The following is a 20,645-nucleotide window of genomic DNA, read 5'->3' on the forward strand; positions in this document are numbered from 1 at the left end:
TTTGTAAATGTTTGGAACGAAGAACCCAAATCTTCGCCGGTTGTAAACCTTTAATTTAAATACTGTCCGGATTTAATCATAATATATAACAGAACTTCCTGTGGCTGAAACAGCAGGAAAGGTTTTTAATACTTATTATATCGTGTTTTATTCAATTGGTATGCAAAAGTCAACAATAGCTTTCCTTTCTGGATGTTCTTTAAAATTATTATAATAAATTTCAAAAGGTGCTCTGTCAGCTTTCTTATATCCATTTTCGTTCATCCATAAAAATAATCCAGTCCACGACTTTTCAAATTCGTTTAATCCAATTTCAAAACTTCCAACGATAAATTTTCCATCTTCTATTGTTGTCAGTCCAATTTCTCCATTTGTTTCCACTGCCTTATCAAGTAAAATTGAAGCACTTATCCTAACTTTGCTGGCTTCAGTAACTTTAAAACTGTCGTGATATACCGTAATCATTTTTGTCTGGTCGTTCATTAATCCTTTTGGTGCTGCCCATTGTATTAATTTTCCATAGCTCTTTTCAAGGTTATGAGGACCAATACTCGATACATAAGCCAAATCCATTTTTGACATTTCTTTAATTCCAATTTTTGCATTCATTTTTATCCAATTTTTAAGATTATTAATGAAGCAAATGTATTTTTCATAATCAGGATATTCTTGTCCATTCTTGCTTTTAAGTTGACGAATCTTGCTAAATCTATTTGGATTTTGGTTTTTAAATTCAGTCGGGTTCACTCCATAATACTTTTTAAATACTCTGGAATAGGAAGAATTATCACTAAATCCATATTTATGAGCTATTTCTGTTGCTGTTATGTTTTTATGTAACAAATCAGATGCTGATTTTTCTATTCTTCTTCGTTTTATGTATTCATGCAGCGTTTCTTCTGTAATAAATTTGAAAACTCGATGAAAATGAAAGGATGAGAAAAAAGCAATTTCCGAAACCGCATCTAACGATAAGTCTGATTCCAGATTTTGGTCAATAAACTCAAAAACTCTATTAATTCGATTTTTGTAATCAGCTTGTATCTCTTTATCTTTTACTGTCATTTCTTAAATGCTGTACAACTTGTTTATATGTGTGAGAAACTACAAAGCTATCCAAATTTGGGTAACTTTATTTGATGATTGATTAAAAAAAAATATTAAGATTCACATAGGATAATACTAAAATAATCTTCAATTAACTGCTTAGATATTTGAATACTTCCCGCTGCTAAGTAAAGCTTCAGAGAAATGTGAAGCTTTTTTGTTCATCTTTGTTGTTATTAGTTTTAACTTATTTAATACTAAGCAATGTTTTTTTGGGGTATGCTACCGTAGATATTAGGGGTAAAATAATAGATAACCTATATAAATACACATCATAAAATTTTTTTCACATTGTCTTTTTTTATTAAACACTCATAGGTTTTGAAAAAAAATGATAATTCAATGTTTGGCTTAAAATATTGTTGAAATATGAAATAGTTTAAAAAAAATTATGTTTGTAATCAATTTTAAGAAAATTAATAATAAAATGTTATTTGAAGATATCTGAATGATCTTTTTGCTGCTTATCAGTATTAATATAATTCTAATTTATAATAGTACTAACTTAAATTACGTATTGCCGTATATAGCCACATACATAATAAGAAACACAGCAAAAAAGTTTATAAACGTTTTATTCAAATGTCAATAATTATTCTAATTACAAGATGATTACTCATGAAAAAGCAAACCTATATTATTATCCTATTTTTTTTTACTACTCTAATTAAAGCACAAAAGAATAGTCAAGATTATTTTACATTAAAGGGCGTTTTAAAAAACAATTACAAAGGGTATTTATACGTTTCTTATGATGATAAAAATGATAGTTGCTTAGTAGAAAATAATAAATTTTCTTTCAAAGGGCATATACAACGTAACATGACAAATGTATTTTTCTGGTTGAGAGGAAAACCTTGTATAATGAAAAAAGAATTTTTTCTCGAAAATAAAAACATTAAAATCAACTTAGCTTTTTATGAAGAAGTCCAAAACAAGGATACGACAGTTTTTTTTCATACAACTTCAATTGTGGGTACAAAAACAGTTCTAATACAGAACGATTACGAAAGATTTGTTGCTGGTAATTTATTTGTTGAAGACCGACATGAAAAGTTATACAGAAAGCTAAACGCAATGGTAGTTAAAAACCCAAAAAATTTTTATGTAGGGAATTTAATAGAGGAAATGTGTTGGGATAGTACCTTGGATAAAAATCAATTAAAAAAAATATATAGTAAATTAGATAAAAAAAATCAACGAAAAAGCACTATTTATGTTATAGAAAAAAAACTGTATCCTAAAAACGATATAAATGTAAACGATATGGTTTATGATTTTGAATTGCCGGATGAAAACAATACTATATTTAAAACAGTATCTTTAAAAGGGAAATGGTATCTTATAGATTTTTGGGCAACCTATTGTAGTATCTGTATCGCTGCATTTCCTAAATTACAAAACATTCATGATTTATATAAAGACAGGAATTTTGAATTGTAGCAGTTTCCGTTGATAAAGATTTGCAACAATGGCAAAATTTCTTGAAAATACATGATCTAAAATGGAAAAATTTGATTGAAAAAAAGGGGATTGACAATAGCGAAGCTGTAAAAAAATATATTTCTTTTACCCCGTCAAATTTTTTAGTCAGCCCCGAAGGTAAAATAGTTGCAAGAAATATTAGCCCCGAAGATTTAGAAAAATTCCTCAAAAAAAAATTAAAATAATCCTAAACAATGACCGAGTACTGCAATTACCTTTTCCAGTATTTGGAAAAGGAAGACATCATGTCTTGATAAAAATGAATTTTTGTGCTAGTGTATCAGATTAGGTGTTTTTATAATGTAACCACGTAACTGGCTGAAAATAGTATCAAGTCCATTATCAATATTTTTCTAATTCATTGCTGGTTACATCAAGGAAAAAATACTCCAGAAACATAGAATTAGAGATAGGATCATTAATATTCTCGACGTTCTTTCTCTGTACTTTGTTTTGCGGCAATGCGAAAAGAGAAACGCGGCCAGTGCCGAAAGAAGAATATCTATTATAGTAAGAAGGTAAGGATCTTGAAGGCAATTTGGAAAAGAATTAAGATAAGCAGTTTTAGACTGCTCAAAGGTCGTATATTGACTGCATATCAGAAACCACCAGGCTCTATCTGCTAAAACGGCTGTAAGCATTACAACCCCAATAAAAAAAATAACAGATATGTTTTTTACTTTCATGATATTGTTCATTATATGTTTGAAACCAATGTCTTATGATATGCTGAAAAATAGTATTGAAGCAAAGCTACATAAAATCTTATGTAAGTTTATTTGAAAAGTCTTTTTTTAAGATTCATTGGAAAGTGCTTTTGGATTTCTTCCTGCTGTGTGTTTATGTCTTTGATTTAATTAATTAGTTGTGTTTTTCTTCTTTTATTTTAGGTTGTTTTTAGTATTATTTTGGCTGGTAAGGGAGATACTGGTTGGAGTGTATTGTTGTTTTAATATATAAATTGCTGTGTGGAACATGTTGTAAAACGAATCATTGATATATTATCTTAAAGCAGTGATTAGTAATGTTTCGAACTGAAGCCTTTAAATTTTTCATTACAGTGTTTTAAGTTAGTTTTAAATCTAAATGCACCAACTTCTGCACCTAAATTCAAATCAGTTTTTCCATTTGCATAAATTATTGTAATATATAAATAATGAAATTTTTTTAAGGTTAGTATTTACAAGGTTTTAAGTAAGATTTGTATCTTGTAGGGGTAACTGTACAGTATTTAAAAGCCGTTCATATTTATACGTTATAGCGGATTAATTGTATTAAGAAGGTAAAAAAAACGCTAAAACATCAGTTTTAGCATTTTTTGTAGTAACCCTTACTGAACAATTTACAAACCATTTTATGAATGATTTAAAGAAATTGGCTTATTTTTAAGTGAATTTGTAAGATAATTATTTTGAATTTTTATTTACAAACGGTTTGTATGTATCGTAAGGGTTAAATGTTAAAAAATGTTAAAACGGGAGTGATTTTTGGAATTAGTATTAAATTTTTGTGGCTGATATTGGATAAAATCCAACACGATCATGTTATGATTTTAATACAAAACTTTGACTGTAAATAATATGCTGATGTAAGACCTTATACTTATCTCTAACAACAAAGTAGTCCTATTATTTATTAAACTTCCCTGATCTTGTCACGGTGGTTTTTACCCCACTCAATCATTTCGGAGATCATATTGTGCAGCGTATCGCAATACACAGAAGCCGTATACTCAACGGTCGGAGGCGAGTCATTATAGACCCTGCGCAAAATCAGCTTGTTTAGTTCGAGTTCTTTAAGTTCCTTTGACAGTACTTTGCTTGTGATGCCGTTCACACTCCTCTGTATGTCACGGAATCGGCTGTTACCCTGGTGCACAGCTGTCAATATGGGGAGTTTCCATTTTCCGCTTATCACGTATAGGGCATCCTGCAAATGCTTGATCTGCTGTGCATTTTCTGAATTATCTTTTTGTATATCTGGCATCCTTTAGGTAACTGGTATCTTTTGTAAACCAATTACGGCGTAAATTTACAAAAAATTTAAATTATAAAAATATGAAAGATAAATCATTAATTCTGGTAGCTGGCGCGGCAGGTACTCAGGGAGGAGCAGTGATTGAAGCATTATTAGCTAAAAATATAGCGGTGAGGGCTATTGTGCGAAATAAAAACAGTGAAGCTGCAAAAGCACTCGCTGCAAGGAATGTTGAATTAGCTGAAGCGACGTTTGATGATTTAGAAAGTCTGACTGAGGCCGCTAAAGGTGCAACAGGCGTATTCTCGATGCAGATGGGTTCCCATCCTGGAAATAAGGGAGAGGAAACCAGACATGCAAAAAATCTGGTTGCTGCAGCAAAAACCGCTGGGATTCAGCAGATAGTGCACACCTCTGTTGCCCGCGCGGGAGATCATCAAAACTTTGCGGACTGGGATAAAGGTAGATGGGAGCCGCTTTACTGGGAAGAGAAAGCTGCAGCTATAAACGCTGTTAAAGATGCCGGATTTAATTTCTGGACGATCATAAAACCACCGTTTATCATGGTGAATCTGCTTCCTCCTAAAAATGAATGGATGTTTCCTACTATTTCTGAGGGTAAAATAATGAGTCCAACTGCGCCAGATACAAAAATAGACTGGGTGTCTCCTGAAGATATTGGTCGTTTTGCAGCTGAGGCATTTGCAGAGCCTGACAAATTCAACAAGAAAGAATTCGCTATAGTGGGAGATTCACTTACAATGGGAGAGGTTGCAGATGCGCTTTCAAGCGTTACGGGTAAGCAATTTGAGGCCATTAGTATAACAGATGAGCAAGCCGTCGAAAGCAGATTGTTTAAATGGGGAACCGAAGCTTTTATCTGGCAGAATGTTGAAGGATATAAAGTTGACCCTCAAGAAGCAGCAGGTTTAGGAATTGAGCCTGAATCGCTAAAAACTTACTTGGAGAGGAATAAATCCCTTCTTTTAGAAGCATATAGTAAATTAAAATAAACTGAATTGAAGAAATCAATTAATACTTTTTTTAAAATTGAAAAACATCTTTTCGAAGATTTTTTAATGAAAGCTATTAGAATGTCTCCCGAATTCGCCTCGTAAATATTATTCAAAACAACAAAAAAGAGACTCGAAAGTCTCTTTTTTGTTTTAATATATCTTACATGAATAATTACTTATTGATCAATTTTTCAAGCCTCGCCATCATTTCATCTTTCTCTTTCAACATACGTTCGTATAACGCAATCTTTTCTTCATGAAGTTTTTTGATTTCCTCAATAGGATTGTTGTTGAAAATTTCAATTCTGTTATTGAACATTGCATTATCCGAGAAATTACAGGAAATTAAATTCACAGCCTGTTCTTCATCAAAATTCTGAAAAGCTTCGACAGGAATTTTTAATACGGCTGAAATTTGTTTCGTTTGTCTTTCATTGGCTTTGTAAATTTGGTTTAGATATCCTGTGAGGGATTCCTACTCAAGTGCATTTTTATGTAAAATTTGTAGAAAAATGTTATATAATTATAAAGAAAAAAAATCTGCTTAATAATGTCATATAGGTATTGTTTATTATTAATTATCTGTAATTTTAAACGATTAAATTAAATAGCCAACTTTGTAATAAATATAAGAAATATGCTGCCGTCAAATATTTTACAAAAATTCAATGAATACTACAAAAATGACATTACACAGGATTTTTTAAATGAAATTGAAGCAATAGCAATGTACGTTGAAGTTCCTAAGGGTGAAATTTTATTTACAGCCGGTAACACAAAACAAATTTTCCTAATTATAAGTGGTAGTTTAGTACAATTCGTAGTTACGCCTGACGGAGGAGAAAAAGCAATTATGTTTCATACGGAGAGCTTTTTGCCTTTTACAGGAAATTCTTTTATTGGAATTGATCATTCCTCTGTTAATCATTATGCAAAAGTTAATGAAGACATCAAAGCAGTTGTTATTCCTTATGATTTTGTTTCAAATGCAATTTTAAAATATCCATTTTACGCTAAACAGGTGTATCAAAACACGTTGCTTTATATCCAAAGTCTTATACAATTTCAAAATCATCTCATAGGCTTAACCAGCTTAGAATTTTTAAAGTGGCTTTTAGAGCATTATGGTTTTCTGTTCCAACGATTTCAATCGAAAGATATTGCCAGTTTTATGGGTATTACACCTACTTGGCTTAGCAGTCTAAAACACAAAACGTGTAGAACAACTTAAATCAGAAGTATAATGCTAGTGAAATCAAATTAATTTGATTTGAAGTATTTTTTTTATAACGAATTTGCATCATAATTTAAAATCAAATAAATATGGAAGATTTCGTAATAAAATTTGACTTTGCTTGGTCATGGATAGGTTTAGGAATGGCAATTGTATTTTTTGTCCTATTGTTTTTTACAGATTTGCTACGAAGCGATTTGAACAAACCTCGTTGGCAAGATGCAGGTTGGTATGCTTGGGTTGCGGCGCCAATGTATATGATTCATCAATTTGAAGAATATGCGCTTTATTATGATGTGCATTCTCTTCATCATCCTTTTGCGGATATGATTTGTCAAAAAGTAGGGTATGGAGCTTATCCAAATTGTCCGATTCCTTTACAGCATTATTGGCTTGTGAATATTATCTTATGGCTGATGGCAATGCTTGGAGCTTGGAAATTCTACAAAACAAACCCAATGGTTGCATTAGCTCCATACGGCCTCATTTTAGCTAACGGACTCCTTCATATTGGAGGTTGGCTATCATCGGGAAATCCTTTATATTATTATGTTAGCGGCGGTACAATTACCAGTATGTTTTTATTTATTCCTGTAACTATATTGATGATTCGTGCTTGCTTAAAATGGAAAGTAATGAGTGGATGGGCAATGGCGGCAACTTTGACTGCAGGCTTAATTGGTCACATTATTTTATTTGGAGCATATGCATCACTTGATGCAGGAGGAGTTATTGCACTTTATATATTTGATTTTTTAGCAATGACATCACCTCTTTTATTAACTTGGTTAGCAAGTAAATGGCTTTTAAAACCAAAAAAAAAGTAAATTATTATAGATTAAATGGTTTTTAACACACCTTTAAAAGCGAGAAAATTCTTTGAATCCTCCTATTGGTGCGATCTTCTAGCTCTCAAATGTTTATGTTGAAAAGTGATAGTGAATAAATATACTAAACAGTTATGAAAAAGACATAAAAAAATCCCATTTCGTTAGAAATGGGATTTTTTTGTGACCTCGACTGGATTCAAACCAGTAACCTTCTGAGCCGTAATCAGATGCGCTATTCAGTTGCGCCACGAGGCCTTTTTGTTATCAATTAGCTATTTTTTTGTAGCTTTGTTGATTGCTTATTGCGGGTGCAAAGATAGACATAAATGTGACATATACAAACATAAAATAAGATAAAAATAAAAAAAAATGAAGATTGAAAATTATATACGTGATATTCAGGGATTTCCAAAAGAAGGAATTTTATTTAAAGATATCACTCCGCTGTTAAATAACGTTGAAGCCAGACAGGAATGCTTGTCAATTCTCGTAAATTCTCTAAAAGGGCAGAAAATCGATAAGGTAGTAGGAGCAGAAAGCCGCGGCTTTTTCTTCGGAATGTTATTGGCACAAGAACTAAAAGCAGGATTTATTCCAGTTAGAAAACCTAAAAAACTGCCTTTTGATATTATTTCAGCTTCATACGAATTAGAATACGGAACAGACAGTCTGGAAATGCATATAGACGCCATTAAAAAAGGAAATCGTATTTTAATTCATGACGATGTACTGGCAACCGGCGGAACAGCTAAAGCCGTTTGTGAATTGGTGGAAAAACTAGGCGGAGAAATTGTACAATGTAATTTCCTGATGGAGTTAACTTTTCTAAACGGACGTGAAAAAATTAAAGAATACCCTGTTTTTGCTGCGCTGACTTATTAATTATACAAATACAATTTTGTGCTTAACGGCATACAGTACTAAACCTATTCTGGTTTTTATTTCTAATTTATCAAATAAACATTCCCTGTAACCGTCGATGGTTTTAGGACTCAGGCACATTTCTGAAGCGATTTCTTTATAAGTCATCTCGGTGCAGGCATGTTTTATAAAAACCAGTTCTTTTTCTTTTAAATTTACTCTTTTATTGTCACTGTTGACTTTGTTAATAAGAATTCCCGAAACCAGTTCAGTGTAATAGAATCCTTTTTCTATAACACATTCAATAGCGTCTTTAAAGATATCCGGTGACGTATCTTTCAGCAGATAACCTTTTGCGCCATTTGTAATCATTTTTATGATTATTTCCTCATCGTCATTTACAGAAAGAGCAATTACTTTTAAATCAGGTCTGTTTTCCTTAATCCATTTCATAGTGCTTAAGCCATCTAAAACAGGCATATTTACATCAAGCAAAACCAAATCTATATTGGTTTCCGGGTTTTCCTGCAGATAGGAAATAAAGACTTTTCCATTCTCAAATCGGTCGATAACTTCATAATTTCCAAAGCTTTTGATTAAAAGTTCTAATGACTGGGAAAAAAGCTGATGATCGTCGACTATAATAATTTTACTTTTAGTATTCGGTTTCATTGGTTGTTGTTAAAGGGTATTCTAAGGTTACGGTTGTTCCTGATGCATTTGATTCCATGATTAATTGAGCGCCAATAAGTTTAGCTCTCAGTTTCATGTTGGTTAATCCTAATCCGGAATTTGCTTTGTTAATGTCATAGCCAATTCCGAAATCCTTTAATTTTAATTGAAAAAGCGTTTCGGTTGTTGTAATATTTACTTCGTATAAATCGCTGTGAGAGTGTTTTAGGCTGTTGTGTAAAGCTTCCTGAAAAATTCTGTAAATGAATAAATCGTGTTCTTCATTAATTTTCGGAATTTCTCCCGTTAAAGTATAGCGATAATGAATTTTCTTCAGTTTTTTTACACGTTCTAAGTCTTGTTTTATGGCTTCTATAAAGTTGTTTTGCAGTAGATTATCTTTGTTGATAATGCGGGATAAAATTCGGAGTTCGTCTAATGCTTTTGCCAGAACATCTTTAAGATCTTTTAATTCTTTTACCTCAATGCTTTTGCTGCTGATAGACATATTGAGCTGCATTATGCCAACAGAAATAATCTGCCCAATGTTGTCATGAAGTTCTTTGCTGATTTCAGAAAGGGTCTGGTCTTTTATTTCAATTCTGGTTTTTACAAGTTCTGATTGGAAATACATTTCAGCTTCCATTTTTTCGACTAAGTAGTTGTTTTTCTTCTTTAAAAAATACAGGAAAAGAACCAATACAGTAACAAGTAAGGTTAAAAAAACGATACTTAATGAAATGACTAATAATTGTATTTCTTTTCGCTCCATAGAAATCCGATTATGTAACAACTTTGCGCCAGGATATTTAAAATAAATAATACAAGGCTGAACACCGAATCATCTTGTTTAATGAGAAACCAGTTTATAGCCAGCATAAAAGGCGTAAAAGGGACATGAAAAACCAATATTCCTAAAATATACCAGAAAAAAACAGATCGTTTAAAGTTTAAAATTTTGTCTGAATTAAAAATCTCTACCAGATATAGACATGATAATATTAATACCAATACTACTCCAATCGCAAAACTATAGGTAAAAGAACGATTAGGGTCTTCTTTAAAATACATAATATTTAAAAAGAAGGAAAGCATAAATAGTATAAGAAAATAAACTGCGGTCAATCTGTAATTTATTTTTAGCAGAAGACTTCGCAGTAATAAAATATAGGCTGAGAAACTAACGAACATATAGAAATTATAGACATAATAATTTAATAAGCCCGTCCAATACGTAAAATAGTATCCTACAAATTCTATTAGTGCAGAAAACCAGATTAAAATTACTAAAAATTTAGCTTTCTTACCAGGTAATTTATGCATTGAAATTAATCCGATGCTTCCTGATAATAAAGCTAAATAAATGATATAAGATCTTAAAAATTCAAACATAAGTTAATTAATAGATTAAGCTTGGCGGTCTGCCGATGTTTCCATAGTTCATAGGTTCAAGGCTTTGTATATCAGCTGGTGCTGCGTCTTGAACTAAAGCAAAACTTTGAATTTTTGCAGTATTGTCTTCGACTTTTTTTCCCGTTGGGACCAAGAATAGGGTTGTTAATCCGGCTTTTTCACCGTGTTTTTCGTCATCTGGATATACACCAAAATAAAAACGTATGCCATCTACGTTGTATCCGTCTTTTGCACCATGTGTTTTAATGTAATGGATATAGCTTTCTAGTGCTTCTAATGAATACCAAATAGCATTAGCATCTTCTTTTTTAGCTCCTTTTGCTGTTAAAGAAGCAGTTTTCTTATTGTTGTAATTAATATTTAACTGCTTTGCAAATTCTTTAGTTATTAACTGACTAGGTTTTGCGGGTGGATTTTTCATAATTGTTTAAAATTTAATTGGTTAATGGTTTAGTTTACTGTTTTTTTATTTGTTGATGGGACAAAATTATCTGAAACCCAAAAACACCGCAAGGGGAAAAATACCCTTTTTTTGTTAGGTAAAATTATCTAAAAATTTGGGGTAAAGTATTGTTTAGTAGTTAATTATAATTAAATAATTTTACAACATCAATTTTAAGCACTAAATAAACCATTTAAATATGTTATTTATACGATGTAAAAATCAAGAGCTTCCTGGGTAACAAAACTTAAATTTTACAGCTCTTAATCTAAAAGCCTAAATGAATTTCAGTAAAAAAATAATTCTAAATAAAAAGGCATGAGAACTATTAAATTAGGAGTAAAATCCAATGAAGTTTATTACTTAAATGAGCTTCTCGTAAAATTAGGGTACAGCGTTGTAGTTTCTGATAGTTTTGGAACGGCAACAGACAAGTCAGTCAGAGATTTTCAATTAAAAAACAATTTAGTTGTAGATGGAGGTGGGTTTGAAAACGTGGACAGTACTTTTAGAAAAAAGTAAAAATAGTAATACGTCAAATTCTAAGCTGCTTTCAGAGCAAAATCTTATAGATTTTGCTAAACAGTTTAACCTTGAGTTGGCTGTTGTAAAAGCTGTAAATGAAGTTGAAAGCAATGGAAAAGGCTTTTTAGTCGATGGAAGACCAAAGATTTTATTCGAAGGTCATGTTTTTTGGAAACAGCTGGAAAATAGAAATATAGACCCGCATATATACGTTAATACTTTAAATGAGAATATTCTATTTGAAAAGTATAACAGAAAATATTATGTGGGCGGAGCCGAAGAGTACAACCGTTTAGAAAAAGCAGCAAGTTTAGGTACAGATAAAAAAATTAGAGATGCGGCTAATTGTTCGGCTTCATGGGGACTTTTCCAAATAATGGGCTTCAATGCAGTGCCAATTGGTTATCAAAGTATTGATGAGTTTGTTAATAAAATGAACGAGAACGAAGGCGAACACTTAAAAGCTTTTGGAATGTTTTTAAAGAAAAATAATTTAATAGAAACATTACGAAGTAAAAACTGGGCAGTATTTGCTTTAAAATACAATGGTCCGGCTTATAAAACCAACAAATATGACGAAAAACTGCAGCGTGCTTATTTGAAATATTCTAAATGATTTTAAACTTGGAACAAAAATAAAACCCGACAAGTTTTAAAGCCTGTCGGGTTTGAATATTTATATAGATAAAACTATTATCTTAAGCTTGCGCCTAATTCAGTTTCAAAAGTCTGCTGTAATTTCGACATGATTTTATCGATTTGAGCATCTGTAAGCGTTTTTGTATTGTCCTGAATAGTGAAACTTAAAGCATACGACTTTTTCCCTTCAGGAAGCTTATTTCCTTGGTAAACATCAAATAAATTAATGTCTTTTAAAAGCGTTTTTTCAGTTTGTCTCGCCAGATTAAAGATGCTTTCGTAAGTTGTTTTTTCGTCGATTAACAAAGCTAAATCTCTTCGTACTTCTGGATATTTAGGAATTTCAGTATATTTAATTTTTCCGGTAATGATTTTTAAAACTAAATCCCAGTTGAAATCAGCATAATATACATCTTGTTTAATTCCGAAATGCTTTAAGATTGATTTTTTAACCACTCCCATTTCAACTAATGTATCATTGTTATAGCAAATAGAAGTTCCTTCAGAGAAAACATCTGACTGAACCGGAGCATTCGAAATTTTTTCAATTCCTAAACGAGCCAAAACAGCCTTCACATAACCTTTTAGTAAAAAGAAATCTGTTCCTTTTTGAGGAGTTGTCCAGCTTTCCTTGTTTCTGTTTCCAGAGATAGATAAAGTTAAATGTTTGTGCTCTTCGTAACCGTTAAGGTATTTATGGTATGATTTTCCAAATTCAAATAATTTTAAATCTGAATTTCTTCTGTTAATGTTGTATGAAACTGCTTCTAATGCTGAAAACAATAACGACTGACGCATTGTTGATAAATCACTGCTCAAAGGATTTAACATCGTGACGTTGTGTTCCTCTTTTAAAGCTGAAGATAATTTAGCATACGCAGCTGTTGTTAAAGAGTTTGCCATCATTTCATGAAAACCTTGTGAGTTTAATTGAGAAGCAATAACATTCTGTACTTTATAATCTTCAGTTCTTGGAGAATTGGCTACCGTTGCATTGAATTTTTTAGAAAACTCAATATTGTTATAACCATAAACTCTTAAGATTTCTTCGATAACATCAATTTCACGTTGTACATCTACACGATATGCAGGAATAGTTAAACCTAAACCAGTGTCAGAAACACTGTTTACTTTAATATCTAAAGAAACTAATATTTTTTTGATTGTATCTTTCGGAATTTCCTGTCCGATGATTTTAGAAACATGACTGAAATTCAATAAAACAGAAAAATCTTCTACTTTTTTAGGATACACTTCTACAACATCAGAAGTAATTTTTCCGCCAGCAACTTCCTGAATTAAAAGTGCAGCACGTTTTAAAGCATACTCAGTTATAGTTGGGTCAATTCCTCTTTCAAATCTAAAAGAAGCATCTGTATTCAATTGATGTCTTTTTGCCGTTTTACGAACGCTTACAGCATCAAAATAAGCACTTTCTAAGAAAATAGCAGTTGTTCCTTCTGAAACTCCCGATTTTTTTCCACCAAAAACACCAGCAATACAAAGTGGTCCTTTTTCGTCGCAGATCATTAAATCTTCTGCATGCAAAGTTCTTTCAACATCGTCTAATGTAGTAAACTTAGTTCCTGCAGGTAATGTTTTAACGATTACTTTACCGTTGATTTTTGCAGCATCAAAAGCATGAAGCGGCTGTCCTAATTCATGTAATACATAATTAGTAACGTCAACGATATTATTTTTTGGTGTTAAACCAATCGCTTTTAAGCGATCTTGTAACCAGTTTGGAGATTCCTGTACCGTAATTCCTGAGATTGTTACACCACAGTATCTTGGTGCTAAAGTTGGTTCTTCAACATTAACATCAATTTTAAGCGTACGCATGTCTACTCTAAAGTTGCTTACAGACGGCGTAATTAATTCTATATTAACACCACGCTGCAGCATTCCCGCTCTTAAATCACGTGCAGTTCCAAAATGGCTCATGGCATCGGCACGGTTTGGCGTCAATCCAATTTCGAAAACTTCATCATTTGCAATCTGGAAAACTTCAGAAGCAGGAGTTCCCGGAACCAGATTTTCATCTAGAACCATAATTCCGTCGTGGCTTGTACCAAGACCTAATTCATCCTCGGCACAAATCATCCCGTGGCTGTCCTGTCCGCGGATTTTACCTTTTTTAATAGTAAACTCAGCGCCTTCCTTATCATATAAAACAGTTCCAATAGTAGCAACCGGCACTTTTTGACCAGCAGCAACATTTGCAGCACCGCATACAATTTGTACAGGAGCTTCTAAACCAATATTTACAGTAGTAACTTTTAATCTGTCGGCATCAGGATGTTTTTCGCAGGTAAGTACATGTCCTACAACAACTCCTTCTAATCCGCCTTTAATAGACTGGTATTTCTCGACAACTTCAACCTCAAGACCTAAATCTGTCAATAATTCAGAAGTTTGCTCAGATGTCCAATCAGTTTTAATAAACTGTTTTAACCAGTTGTAAGATATTTTCATTTTAGTTTAATTCTTTTTATGAGGATACAAATATAAGAATTGCGAATTGTAGTAAGAAAGAAATTATTTGGTTTTTTCTCACTGCATTTTATTTATGAAAAAGCTTACAGAAATAAGTATTTTATATTTTTAGTATTAAAATTTTAATAAAAAAACATTAAAAGAAACTTATAAAATCAAAAGTGTAATATTTGTGCTATTAGATGAACGAAAAGTGCTATTCTCTTCGGGAATATGAAGGTAAATTTGAAATAAATCCAAAATTTACTAATTATGAGCACAACCGCAAAAAGACCTGAATTTAAGGCAAAATACGACAATTACATCAACGGAAAATTTACAGCTCCTATTACAGGCGAATATTTTGATGTAGTTTCTCCTATAGATGGAAAAGTTTTTACAAAAGCAGCACACTCTGGTAAAGAAGACCTTGAAAAAGCGGTAGATGCCGCGCACGAAGCGTTTAAAACATGGGGAAAAACTTCAGTAACAGACCGAAGTATTTTATTGAATAAGATTGCACAAAAAATCGAAGACAATTTAGAGTATATCGCTACGGTTGAAACGATCGATAACGGAAAACCAATTCGCGAAACCCTTGCGGCTGATATTCCGCTGGCAATTGACCACTTTAGATATTTTGCCGGAGTAATCCGTGCCGAAGAAAGTTCAATTGCAGAGCTGGATTCGCAGACCGTTTCGATTGCATTAAGCGAACCATTAGGTGTTGTAGCACAGATTATTCCGTGGAATTTCCCAATTTTAATGGCTGTCTGGAAAATTGCTCCGGCACTTGCAGCAGGAAATACAATCGTTTTAAAACCAGCAGAAAGCACACCAATTTCTATAATGGTTTTAATGGAATTAATAGGCGATATTCTTCCTCCTGGAGTTTTAAATATTGTAAACGGCTTTGGTGCTGAACTTGGACGTCCGCTGGTTACAAACAAAAAAGTTGCTAAAGCCGCATTTACAGGTTCTACTACTACGGGACGTTTGGTAATGCAGTATGCGACTGAAAATATTATTCCGGTAACTTTAGAATTAGGCGGAAAATCACCAAATATTTTCTTCCCTTCTGTGGCAGATCATGATGACGATTTCTTCGATAAAGCTATTGAAGGCGCAGTATTATTTGCCTTAAATCAAGGTGAAATTTGTACCTGTCCTTCAAGATTATTGATTCATGAAGATATTTACGACAAGTTTATTGCTAAAGTAATCGAAAGAACAGAAGCTATTATTGCCGGAAATCCGTTAGACAAATCAACTATGATTGGAGCGCAGACTTCATTGGTTCAAAAAGAAAAAATCCTGTCTTATATTAAATTAGGAAAAGAAGAAGGTGCAGAATTACTGACTGGAGGAGATGTTAACCATTTGGGAGGTGATCTTGAAGGCGGTTATTACATCAAACCGACATTATTTAAAGGCCACAATAAAATGAGAATCTTTCAGGAAGAAATTTTCGGGCCGGTTTTGGCAGTAACTACTTTTAAAACTACCGAAGAAGCAATTGAAATTGCTAACGATACTATGTACGGTTTAGGTGCAGGAGTATGGACACGTGATGCACACGAAATTTATCAGGTTCCAAGAGCGATTCAGTCAGGTCGTGTCTGGATAAACCAATACCATTCTTATCCTGCAGGTGCTCCGTTTGGAGGATACAAACAATCGGGAATTGGTCGTGAAAACCACAAAATGATGTTAAGTCAATATCGTCAGACCAAAAACATGTTGATTTCTTATGATAAAAAGAAATTAGGTTTCTTTTAAATAGTTATTTGATTGGTTTAAAAGGTAAGTTTTCGGACTTGCCTTTTTTTAATTTAATAAAAATGTCATGATAAAAAGGTTAGATGCAACAAAAGAAGCTGTAGAATTAATACAAATTCTAAAAGAAAAACATGGTGATTTGATGTTTTATCAGGCAGGCGGATGCTGTGAAGGAACGCAGCCGCAATGTTTTGAAAAAGGCGGTTATTACCAGCGAATGGGTGATGTATGTATTGGCACGATTGAAAATACTGAATTTTGGGTAGATAAAGATTTATTCGAATATTGGAAACATGCGCATTTTACTCTTAAAGTTATTGATGCTTTTGGCGTGGGAGGTTTTTCTCTCGAAACTCCTTTAAAAAAGACTTTTCAAATTGAATATAGAATTTTCAGCGAAGAGGAAGAGAAGGATTTGCAACCTGTAAAGGTTTTTGATTGAAGGGGGAGATTCAAAGGCTAAGAGGTTCAGAGGTTCAAAGTAACAAAGGGACAAAGTTTTTTTCTATAAAGACGCATTGTGAATGATGCGTCTTTTTTTATTTTTCAAAACAAACAGACAAGTCTGTCTATTTGTTTTGAAAAACTATTATCTTTGTATTCTAATTTATTTGAAAATGCTCCCTAAAGAACGAATTTTAGAAAAGACTTTTACTTTATTCCACAAACAAGGTTATAATGCTACAGGAATCAATCAGATTATTGAAGAAGCGAAAGTAGCCAAAGCAAGCTTTTATCAGCATTTTAAATCGAAGGAAGATTTATGTGTGGCTTTTTTGAACCAGCGTCATTCTTTTTGGTTTGATGAACTGGAGAAATTTACTTTAAATGCAGAAGACTTAAATTCTAAAGTTTTAAGCTCTTTTGACTTTTTAATTTTCATGAACGCAAAAGAAAATTTTAGAGGATGCAGTTTTCTTAATATACTTTCTGAAATTCCGCCTGATAATAGTAAAATACGCAGCGTTATTCAAAGTCATAAAAGTGATTTGAGGAATTATTTTAGGGATATTTTAAAAGATGAACAACTATCAGATCATGTGTACTTATTATTTGAAAGCTGTATAATAGAAAGTCAGTTGTTTAAATCAAACGAGTTAATAGAGCAGTCAAAAAAAATAATTCAAACTTTAATTTTAAAATAATGGAACAGAAATTACCATTGCCGCCTTTCACTTTAGAAACCGCAATAGAAAAAATTCAACTGGCAGAAGATGCCTGGAACAGCCAGGATCCGGAAAGAGTTTCAAAAGCTTATACAATTGACAGCGAATGGAGAAACAGAGATAAATTCGTAAACGGACGTGAGGAAATTGTTCTTTTTCTAACCGAAAAATGGAAGAAAGAGAAAAATTATAAACTTAAAAAGGAATATTGGGCTCATACTGACAACAGAATCGCAGTACGATTTGAATACGAATATCAGGATATTAACGGAAACTGGTTTAGAGCTTATGGAAATGAAAACTGGGAATTTGATGCCAATGGTTTAATGCAGAAAAGATTTGCCAGTATAAACGACCTGCAAATAAAAGAAGAAGACAGGAAGTTAAGATAAATTCTACGGAATGAATTAATTCATACTAGGCGGTTCAGGGATTTTTATCTTTCTCTTAATTTTTTTTACAATTAAAAGATAAAAAGTTATACCGCCTAAAACAATTAATAAAGCAATTTGCAATTGTCCTAAACTATTGTTTTTGCTGTACATCGCATTTGCATTTGCCAGTTTTGCTTTTCCTTCTTTTATTTGAATCTGCGATAAAGATTCTAAAGTTTTCAGGGCTTCGGCACTTGAACTGGCAATTTTACTCCAGTTTTTATTTTCAACCTGTTTGTTGATTTCTTTACAGGAGCTTAAAAAAGTATCAAAGTATTGTTTTTCTTTATTGGTTAAAACTGTTTTGGCATACAAATCATCAATGTTATGAATAATATCAAGTGTATGAATGATTTCACTTTTTTTGATGTTATCGCTTAAATCCAGTTTTTCGGCTTCGGCTTTTATGAAATGCAATTGTTTGGAATATTGAAAAATATAGTGGGCAACAACCAATCTGTCTTTGTAAATCGCGTTGATATTTTCGTTTACATTTTTAGAATTCCGGAGTGTATTAAAGTTTCCTAATAAGATGATAAGCATTACAATCAGCAATACAAAAGCCGCTTTGGTTTTATTGCTGTATTTTTTTTGGTCTCTCATAATGCTTAGTTTAGGAAATTGCTTTTCTCAAAGATAGAAATTTGTTTCTGACTAAACAGTATTTTTCGAAACTTGAAAACAACAACAAAATGTCATTTCGAGTAACAAGAAATCACACCAGTATTTCTGCGTAGAAAGACGACAATCTTGTAGATTTTCTAATGTGATTTCTCGTTCGTTGAAATGAAAAAATTATGTAATAACAAGAGATGTATTATTCTAATACCAGCTCTTCATCATTTGGTTTTCCTTTAAAGAATAAGAATTGCAATAAAAGCGACAATACAATAGTTAAAATCGCACCAATGAAATTCAGCCATAAATAACCTAATTTTTCCTGACTGTAAATCATGTAATAATAAATTACAAAAATGGTTAACTGGCTGATAATGGCGCTGATAAACATTGGTTTTGCCTGAACTCTTTTTAAATAAAAACCAACAAGGAAGATTCCCAGAACTGTTCCGTAAAAGATAGAACCAATGATGTTTACAAGCTGAATTAAATTCTCAAACAAAGTTCCCACACAGGCAAAAAGTATTGCTACAACTCCCCAAAATAAAGTGAAAAATTTAGTTGCATGAAGATAATGTTTCTCTGATTTTTCGGTTTTGAGGTTTCTTTTGTAAATGTCGATTGCGGTTGTAGAAGCCAAAGCGTTTAATCCGGAAGCTGTTGATGACATGGCAGCTGAAAGAATCACGGCAAGCAGTAAACCAATTAATCCTTTTGGTAAATAATGCAGAATGAAATGGAAAAAGACATAATCTTTATCATTCGTTTCGCTGTTGCTGTCGGCTCTTGAAATGATTTCTTTGGCGCGGTCGCGTAAATCTTTTTCTTTATTCGATAAATTCACTAATTCTTTTCTCAGAATCGGATTATCGTAATCCTGATTTAACTGATCGATATACAGCAGATTAATTACTTTTTTATCTTCAGAAAGTTTACTTAGTTTTTTTTCTAAAGCATGATATTCTTCTTTATAAGCTGATTTTTCGATTACAACTTTATTGTTCGGATTAAAATTTAACGGAACTGGATTGAACTGAAAAAACACAAATACCATTACTCCGGTAAGAAGTATGAAAAACTGCATTGGAACTTTTAAAAGTCCGTTCATGATTAATCCCATCTGGCTTTCAGCAACTGATTTTCCTGATAAATATCTTCCAACCTGCGACTGATCTGTACCAAAATAGGCGAGGGCTAAGAAAAATCCTCCAGTAATACCGCTCCAAAAAGTATATTTTTCCTCTGGATCAAAAGAGAAATCCACAATATTCATTTTATCGTTTGCACCAGCAATATGCAAAGCGCTTGTAAAAGTCATATCGTTTGGCAGATAATGCAGAATCAGGAAAAAGGTGATAAACATTCCCGACATGATTACAAACATCTGCTGTTTCTGCGTAACGTTTACGGCTTTGGTTCCTCCAGAAAACGTATAAATAATTACCATTACTCCAATTATGATATTCATAACGGTAAGGTTCCAGCCCAAAAGTGCCGACAAAATAATGGCAGGAGCATAAATGGTAAGTCCGGTTCCTAATCCTCTTTGTACTAAAAACAGAATAGCGGCAAGCGAACGCGTTTTTACATCAAATCTTTTTTCGAGAAATTCATAGGCAGTAAATACTTTGTATTTATGATAAAGCGGAATAAATGTCAAACAAATCACAATCATGGCAATTGGAAGTCCGAAATAGAATTGAACAAATCCCATTCCGTCGTGATAAGCCTGTCCCGGTGTAGACAAAAAAGTAATAGCGCTGGCTTGTGTTGCCATTACAGAAAGTCCAACGGTGTACCACGGAGTTTCGTTGTTTCCTAAAATAAAGTCTTCAACGTTTTTGCTTCCTTTGGTTTTCCATGAACCATATCCAACAATGAATAAAAGGGTTACAATAAGTACGATCCAGTCAAATAGCTGCATAAGGTTATGAATAAAATTGCATGATTAAGAAAAAAATCACAATGTAAA

General features: G+C 32.5%; 20 protein-coding genes, 1 tRNA gene and 1 pseudogene. 12 read left to right on the forward strand and 10 right to left on the reverse strand.

Annotated elements, in window-relative coordinates; translation table 11 throughout:
• Positions 1–147: 147 nt before the first annotated feature.
• A complete protein-coding gene (locus tag ACTJIW_RS14995) occupies positions 148–1,065 on the reverse strand; it encodes an AraC family transcriptional regulator (RefSeq protein WP_440716573.1) in 918 nt (305 codons plus the stop codon).
• Between the two features lie 660 nt (positions 1,066–1,725).
• On the opposite strand from ACTJIW_RS14995, the gene ACTJIW_RS15000 reads away from it, so the two are divergent.
• Together ACTJIW_RS15000 and ACTJIW_RS15005 are read left to right on the forward strand one after the other, a co-directional pair.
• Complete coding sequence (locus ACTJIW_RS15000) at positions 1,726–2,550, forward strand: DUF4369 domain-containing protein (RefSeq protein WP_440716574.1); 825 nt, start codon at positions 1,726–1,728, stop codon at positions 2,548–2,550.
• A 71-nt stretch (positions 2,551–2,621) separates the two neighbouring features.
• Positions 2,622–2,777, forward strand: a complete 156-nt coding sequence (locus ACTJIW_RS15005; protein WP_440716575.1) for a hypothetical protein — start codon at positions 2,622–2,624, stop codon at positions 2,775–2,777.
• Between the two features lie 1,450 nt (positions 2,778–4,227).
• On the opposite strand, the gene ACTJIW_RS15010 is transcribed toward ACTJIW_RS15005, so the two are convergent.
• Positions 4,228–4,578, reverse strand: coding sequence for a winged helix-turn-helix transcriptional regulator (locus tag ACTJIW_RS15010; protein ID WP_440716576.1), 351 nt, complete (start codon positions 4,576–4,578; stop codon positions 4,228–4,230).
• 71 nt (positions 4,579–4,649) lie between these two features.
• On the opposite strand from ACTJIW_RS15010, the gene ACTJIW_RS15015 reads away from it, so the two are divergent.
• On the forward strand, positions 4,650–5,582 hold the full coding sequence (locus tag ACTJIW_RS15015) for an NmrA family NAD(P)-binding protein (RefSeq protein ID WP_440716577.1): 933 nt from the start codon (positions 4,650–4,652) through the stop codon (positions 5,580–5,582).
• 175 nt (positions 5,583–5,757) lie between these two features.
• On the opposite strand, the pseudogene ACTJIW_RS15020 reads toward ACTJIW_RS15015, so the two are convergent.
• Positions 5,758–6,006, reverse strand: a pseudogene (locus tag ACTJIW_RS15020) (XRE family transcriptional regulator); the annotation flags it as partial.
• A gap of 216 nt (positions 6,007–6,222) precedes the next feature.
• Here ACTJIW_RS15020 and ACTJIW_RS15025 point away from each other — a divergent pair.
• The gene (locus ACTJIW_RS15025; RefSeq protein WP_440716578.1) at positions 6,223–6,816 is read left to right on the forward strand and encodes a Crp/Fnr family transcriptional regulator; all 594 of its coding nucleotides are present in this window, start codon (positions 6,223–6,225) and stop codon (positions 6,814–6,816) included.
• A gap of 92 nt (positions 6,817–6,908) precedes the next feature.
• Positions 6,909–7,646, forward strand: coding sequence for an HXXEE domain-containing protein (locus ACTJIW_RS15030; RefSeq protein ID WP_440716579.1), 738 nt, complete (start codon positions 6,909–6,911; stop codon positions 7,644–7,646).
• 184 nt (positions 7,647–7,830) lie between these two features.
• On the opposite strand, the gene ACTJIW_RS15035 is transcribed toward ACTJIW_RS15030, so the two are convergent.
• Positions 7,831–7,904 (reverse strand) — tRNA-Arg (locus ACTJIW_RS15035).
• 114 nt (positions 7,905–8,018) lie between these two features.
• On the opposite strand from ACTJIW_RS15035, the gene ACTJIW_RS15040 reads away from it, so the two are divergent.
• On the forward strand, positions 8,019–8,531 hold the full coding sequence (locus ACTJIW_RS15040; protein ID WP_440716580.1) for an adenine phosphoribosyltransferase: 513 nt from the start codon (positions 8,019–8,021) through the stop codon (positions 8,529–8,531).
• Here ACTJIW_RS15040 and ACTJIW_RS15045 read toward each other — a convergent pair whose 3' ends face one another.
• The 3 genes from ACTJIW_RS15045 to ACTJIW_RS15055 all read right to left on the reverse strand — a co-directional run bounded on the left by ACTJIW_RS15045 (position 8,532) and on the right by ACTJIW_RS15055 (position 11,016).
• Entirely contained in the window at positions 8,532–9,182 is a 651-nt protein-coding gene (locus ACTJIW_RS15045) for a response regulator (RefSeq protein ID WP_440716581.1), read from the reverse strand. It lies immediately after the preceding gene.
• The gene (locus tag ACTJIW_RS15050) at positions 9,166–9,954 is read right to left on the reverse strand and encodes a sensor histidine kinase (RefSeq protein ID WP_073099495.1); all 789 of its coding nucleotides are present in this window, start codon (positions 9,952–9,954) and stop codon (positions 9,166–9,168) included. The genes ACTJIW_RS15045 and ACTJIW_RS15050 overlap by 17 nt, the downstream gene beginning before the upstream one ends.
• A gap of 627 nt (positions 9,955–10,581) precedes the next feature.
• Positions 10,582–11,016 carry a hypothetical protein gene (locus ACTJIW_RS15055; RefSeq protein ID WP_012025029.1) on the reverse strand — a complete coding sequence of 145 codons (435 nt, stop codon included), beginning with the start codon at positions 11,014–11,016 and terminating at the stop codon, positions 10,582–10,584.
• Positions 11,017–11,355: 339 nt separating this feature from the next.
• On the opposite strand from ACTJIW_RS15055, the gene ACTJIW_RS15060 reads away from it, so the two are divergent.
• Complete coding sequence (locus ACTJIW_RS15060; RefSeq protein ID WP_440716582.1) at positions 11,356–11,559, forward strand: peptidoglycan-binding domain-containing protein; 204 nt, start codon at positions 11,356–11,358, stop codon at positions 11,557–11,559.
• On the forward strand, positions 11,525–12,178 hold the full coding sequence (locus tag ACTJIW_RS15065) for an N-acetylmuramidase family protein (RefSeq protein ID WP_440716583.1): 654 nt from the start codon (positions 11,525–11,527) through the stop codon (positions 12,176–12,178). The genes ACTJIW_RS15060 and ACTJIW_RS15065 overlap by 35 nt, the downstream gene beginning before the upstream one ends.
• 77 nt (positions 12,179–12,255) lie before the next feature.
• Here ACTJIW_RS15065 and pheT read toward each other — a convergent pair whose 3' ends face one another.
• On the reverse strand, positions 12,256–14,676 hold the full coding sequence (pheT, locus tag ACTJIW_RS15070) for a phenylalanine--tRNA ligase subunit beta (protein WP_149207455.1): 2,421 nt from the start codon (positions 14,674–14,676) through the stop codon (positions 12,256–12,258).
• Positions 14,677–14,949: 273 nt separating this feature from the next.
• On the opposite strand from pheT, the gene ACTJIW_RS15075 reads away from it, so the two are divergent.
• The 4 genes from ACTJIW_RS15075 to ACTJIW_RS15090 all read left to right on the forward strand — a co-directional run bounded on the left by ACTJIW_RS15075 (position 14,950) and on the right by ACTJIW_RS15090 (position 18,013).
• Positions 14,950–16,455: an aldehyde dehydrogenase family protein gene (locus ACTJIW_RS15075; RefSeq protein WP_121361311.1), complete on the forward strand. Its 1,506-nt coding sequence runs from the start codon at positions 14,950–14,952 to the stop codon at positions 16,453–16,455.
• A gap of 67 nt (positions 16,456–16,522) precedes the next feature.
• Positions 16,523–16,897, forward strand: coding sequence for a DUF779 domain-containing protein (locus tag ACTJIW_RS15080; RefSeq protein WP_149207454.1), 375 nt, complete (start codon positions 16,523–16,525; stop codon positions 16,895–16,897).
• A 175-nt stretch (positions 16,898–17,072) separates the two neighbouring features.
• On the forward strand, positions 17,073–17,600 hold the full coding sequence (locus tag ACTJIW_RS15085) for a TetR/AcrR family transcriptional regulator (protein WP_149207453.1): 528 nt from the start codon (positions 17,073–17,075) through the stop codon (positions 17,598–17,600).
• Complete coding sequence (locus tag ACTJIW_RS15090; RefSeq protein ID WP_149207452.1) at positions 17,600–18,013, forward strand: nuclear transport factor 2 family protein; 414 nt, start codon at positions 17,600–17,602, stop codon at positions 18,011–18,013. The genes ACTJIW_RS15085 and ACTJIW_RS15090 overlap by 1 nt, the downstream gene beginning before the upstream one ends.
• A 15-nt stretch (positions 18,014–18,028) precedes the next feature.
• Here the strand turns inward: ACTJIW_RS15090 and ACTJIW_RS15095 are convergent, their stop codons facing one another.
• Entirely contained in the window at positions 18,029–18,658 is a 630-nt protein-coding gene (locus tag ACTJIW_RS15095; protein WP_012025022.1) for an MCP four helix bundle domain-containing protein, read from the reverse strand.
• Between the two features lie 214 nt (positions 18,659–18,872).
• Entirely contained in the window at positions 18,873–20,597 is a 1,725-nt protein-coding gene (locus ACTJIW_RS15100) for a sodium:solute symporter (protein WP_012025021.1), read from the reverse strand.
• Positions 20,598–20,645 lie beyond the last annotated feature (48 nt).

It is taken from the genome of Flavobacterium sp. 22659 (assembly GCF_052044235.1).
Classification (GTDB): Bacteria; Bacteroidota; Bacteroidia; order Flavobacteriales; family Flavobacteriaceae; genus Flavobacterium; species Flavobacterium johnsoniae.